This window comes from Zavarzinia sp. (assembly GCF_049306435.1).
GTDB lineage: Bacteria > Pseudomonadota > Alphaproteobacteria > Zavarziniales > Zavarziniaceae > Zavarzinia.
Map to the genome: position 1 here is coordinate 1 of NZ_JBAQRT010000266.1, position 3,791 is coordinate 3,791.

General features: G+C 69.1%; 3 protein-coding genes. All 3 read left to right on the forward strand.

The genetic code is table 11. From position 1 onward, the window contains the following. The coding region (locus WAZ62_RS15090) for a hypothetical protein (RefSeq protein ID WP_422644361.1) at positions 1-843 on the forward strand (843 nt) is incomplete at its 5' end. A gap of 198 nt (positions 844-1,041) precedes the next feature. Further along, complete coding sequence (locus WAZ62_RS15095; RefSeq protein ID WP_422644362.1) at positions 1,042-2,739, forward strand: ShlB/FhaC/HecB family hemolysin secretion/activation protein; 1,698 nt, start codon at positions 1,042-1,044, stop codon at positions 2,737-2,739. A gap of 15 nt (positions 2,740-2,754) precedes the next feature. Further along, the coding region (locus WAZ62_RS15100) for a filamentous hemagglutinin N-terminal domain-containing protein (protein ID WP_422644363.1) at positions 2,755-3,791 on the forward strand (1,037 nt) is incomplete at its 3' end.

A 3,791-nucleotide genomic window follows, 5' to 3' on the forward strand; every position in this document is an offset into this window, starting at 1 on the left:
GGCCATGGCGAGGTGTCGCCGGCCGCCAGCCCCGCGACGCGGGCGGCCGTAGCACCATCCCCCGACCTGCCCGGCCTCGTGGTCGCCAAAGCCGACGACATCGCCCGCCGCATCCCGCGCCACCTCGCGCTCTATCGGCCGGCCCACAACCCCCGGGTGCTCATCCTCGATTTTCCCGATCTGGCCGCCCAGGCCCGGACCCTGAACCGGATCGCCGTTCTCGCCGAAATGAAGGGGGCGCCACGGGACCAGGTGCCGAACGATGCCGAGATACGCCGCCTGATCGCCGATGCCGGCCAATCCTACGACCAGTTCTATCTCGGCCACGATTATGATGCGGCCACCCTCGCCCGCTTCTTCAATCTGGCGCGCGGGGGCGGCCTTTCCGCCGAGGAGCGGCGCCTGCTGGACATCCTGCTGCGCAGCCGGGTGTTGCGCGTGACGGAGGCGGGCTTCGTCGCGCAGCGCCCGGATCAGGCCCTGATCAGCCTTGCCGCCACCGGCGGCCCCACGGACGCGGATATCGCCCTGCGCCGGGAAATCCTGCGCCACGAACTGGCCCATGGCGAGTTCTTCACCCACCTCTTCTACCGCGCGGCCTGCGACGGTTTCTGGCACCGCGGCCTCAATGGCTACCAGCGCGGGCTGTTCCTACGTTTTCTGGATCGGGCGGGTTACGACATCGGCAATCCCGCGCTGGTGATCAACGAGGTTCAGGCCTATCTCGGTTTCAGCGAGGATCCCGAGGTTTTCGGCGCCGATGCCCTTGGCGTCGACGACATCGCCCTTGCCGAACTGAAGCAGCGTCTCGACGCGGCGATGCACGGCAGGCCCGCTTTCTAGCTCCGCCCTTGACGCCCTGCGGTTATTCCACTGAAATCTGCTGCCACCCCGGGGGGTGATATTCGGTTGGTATTAGGGTGTCCTGACCGCTGGTCTGGCGTCGCGCCTCGCGCGGGACGTCCGGCGGGCGGCCAAGGGGGGGATTTTTCAATGATAGGACCAGACCGGTTCGCCACCGGCTCTGCCATTCGTCGGGCCTTGAGCCCTGTCGCCTGGTTTTGCCTTGTCATCACGGTCGCGGGGACCGCCTCGGCGCAGCAACTGCCTTCGGGGGCGCGGCCATCGGTCGCCCCGGAAGCCCTGACACCACCCGCCGGCACCGAGGCGCCGGGGCTCGACCTCGTCACCAGCCCGGCCAGCCAGCCGCCCGCGGGCGCCGAGACCGTGACCCTGACGCTGACCGCCCTGACCGTCGAGGGCAATACCGTCTATGACGCGGAAACGCTGGCCGGCTTCTACGGCGACAGAATCGGCACCACGGTGTCTCTGTCCGACATTTTCGCCATCGCCGCCGCGATCGAATCTTCCTATCGCCGGGATGGCTATTTCCTCACCCGCGTCGTCGTGCCGGCCCAGCGCATCGACGGCGGCGCGGTCCGGCTGCTGGTCGTCGAGGGCTATATCCGGTCCGTGGCCGTCGCCGGCGATGCCGGCGGCGCGCTCGAACTCGTCAAGGCCATGGCGGCGCGGATCGAGGACAACGCCGGCCCGGCCCGTCTCGCCACCGTCGAGCGGCAACTGCTGCTGATCAACGACCTGCCGGGCATCAGCGCGCGCGGCGTGCTGAGCCCCGTCGCCGGCGAGCGGGGCGCCAGCCAGTTGACCATCGAGGTGAACCACAAGGCGATCGACGGTTTCGTCGCGACCGACAACCGCAGCTCCAAGATGCTCGGGCCGTGGAGCGCCACCGCCTCGGCCGGCATCAACAGCCTGACCGGCCTTGGCGAGCGGCTGGACCTGACCCTGTTCTCGTCGGTTTTCAGCGACCGCCAGCGGCTGGCCCAGGTCTCGGGCGAGTTCGCCCTGGGCAGCGATGGCCTGCGCCTTCACGCCTATGCCGGCTATGCCCCCGGGCGCCCGGGCGAGGCGCTCGAGATCCTCGACATCGAAACCGCGGCCAGCCGCTTCGGCCTGTCGCTGGACTATCCGGTGATCCGCAGCCGGCAATTCTCGCTGTCCACCCGCGCCGCCTTCGACTGGCTGGACGAGGATGACGAAATCCTGGGCGTGACCAACACCAGCGATCATCTGCGCGTGCTGCGCCTGATCACCGAAGGCGAATATCATGACGAGCTGGAGGGCGTGACCCGCGCCAGCGCCGGCCTTCATGTCGGCCTCGACGCATTGGGCGCCTCGACCGCCGACGATCCCCATCCCTCGCGCGGGGATGCCGACGGCACTTTCGACAAGGTAACGCTGGAAGTTTCGCGCCTGCAGGGGCTGTTCTCCGGCGATTTCGGCTCGGTCAATCTGTTCGTCGAGGCTTCGGCGCAATATGCCCCGGGCGCCCTGCTGGCGGACGAGGAATTCCGCCTCGGCGGCTATCGCCTCGGCCGAGGCTACGCCCCCGGCGAGATCAGCGGCGACCGCGCCCTGGCCGGCAGCGCCGAAGTGCAGCTGAACGGCACCATCGATCACAGCGACGAATCCGGCCGTTTCCACCTGCCCTATCAGCTTTACGGCTTCTACGACGCCGGCAAGGTCTGGGATGTGACGCGGAGAGGGAGCGACAGCGCCGGCCTGACCTCGGCCGGGGCCGGCATTCGTCTCTATATCGCCGACGCCATCCAGGGCGAGATCGAAGTGGCCAAGCCCCTGACCCGCGACCGCGGCGACCGCAGCGGCGACGACAGCCGCAACCCGGGTGTCTTCCTGCGCCTGTCCGGCAGCTTCTGAGAGGGGGACGACATCATGACCTTCACATTCTTGCTGCCCTCCCGCCGCATGGCCCTGCTCGCCTCGACCGCGATCGGCATCGTGCTCTTCGGGGCGCCGCTCGCCCCTGTTCGCGCCAATCCGAGTGGCGGCACCGTCGTCGGCGGCGGCGCGGTCATCGACAGTGCCCCGGGTTCCGTCACGGTGCGCCAGACCACGAACCGCGCCGTCATCGACTGGCAGGATTTCTCGATCGGCGGCGGGGAATCCACCACCTTCGAGCAGCCGGGGCGAAATTCGGTCACCCTGAACCGGGTCACCGGCGACAATGCCTCGACCATCGACGGCAAGCTGACCGCCAATGGCAACGTCTTCCTGATCAACCGCAACGGCGTCCTGTTCGGGGCCGGGGCGCAGGTCGATGTCGGTGGCCTGGTCGCCACCACCAGCGACATCGACAATGACGCCTTCATGGCGGGCAGCAACCGCTTCGACCGGCCGACCGACAATCCGGATGCCCGCATCGTCAACGAAGGCCGCATCACCGTGGCCGATCAGGGCATCGCCGCGCTCGTCGGCCCCAGCGTCGCCAACAACGGCGTGATCGCGGCCCGGCTCGGCACCGTCGCCCTCGGCAGCGCCGAGACCTTCACCGTCGACCTGGCGGGCGACGGGCTGATTTCCTTCGACACCGGGCAGACGGTGGACCGTACGGGCGGAACGCCCCAGGTCGCCAATGGCGGCACCATCGCGGCAGCCGGCGGCACCGTCATCCTGAACGCCCAGCAAGCCTCGGCCGTGGTCGATCGGGCGATCGACATGACCGGCGTGATCGAGGTCGGCAGCGTCTCGACCGAGGGCGGCACCGTCATCCTGTCGGGCGGCGACGGCACCACCCACGTCTCGGGCACCATCGGCGCCTCGGGCACCAAGGGTGGCACGGTCGAGATCACGGGGCGCGATGTCGCGCTTGCCGGCAGCACCCGGATCGATGCCACGGGCACGAAGGGCGGCGGCACGGTCAAGATCGGCGGCGGTCTGCGCGGCCAGGGGCCGACGAGGCGGGCGGAAAC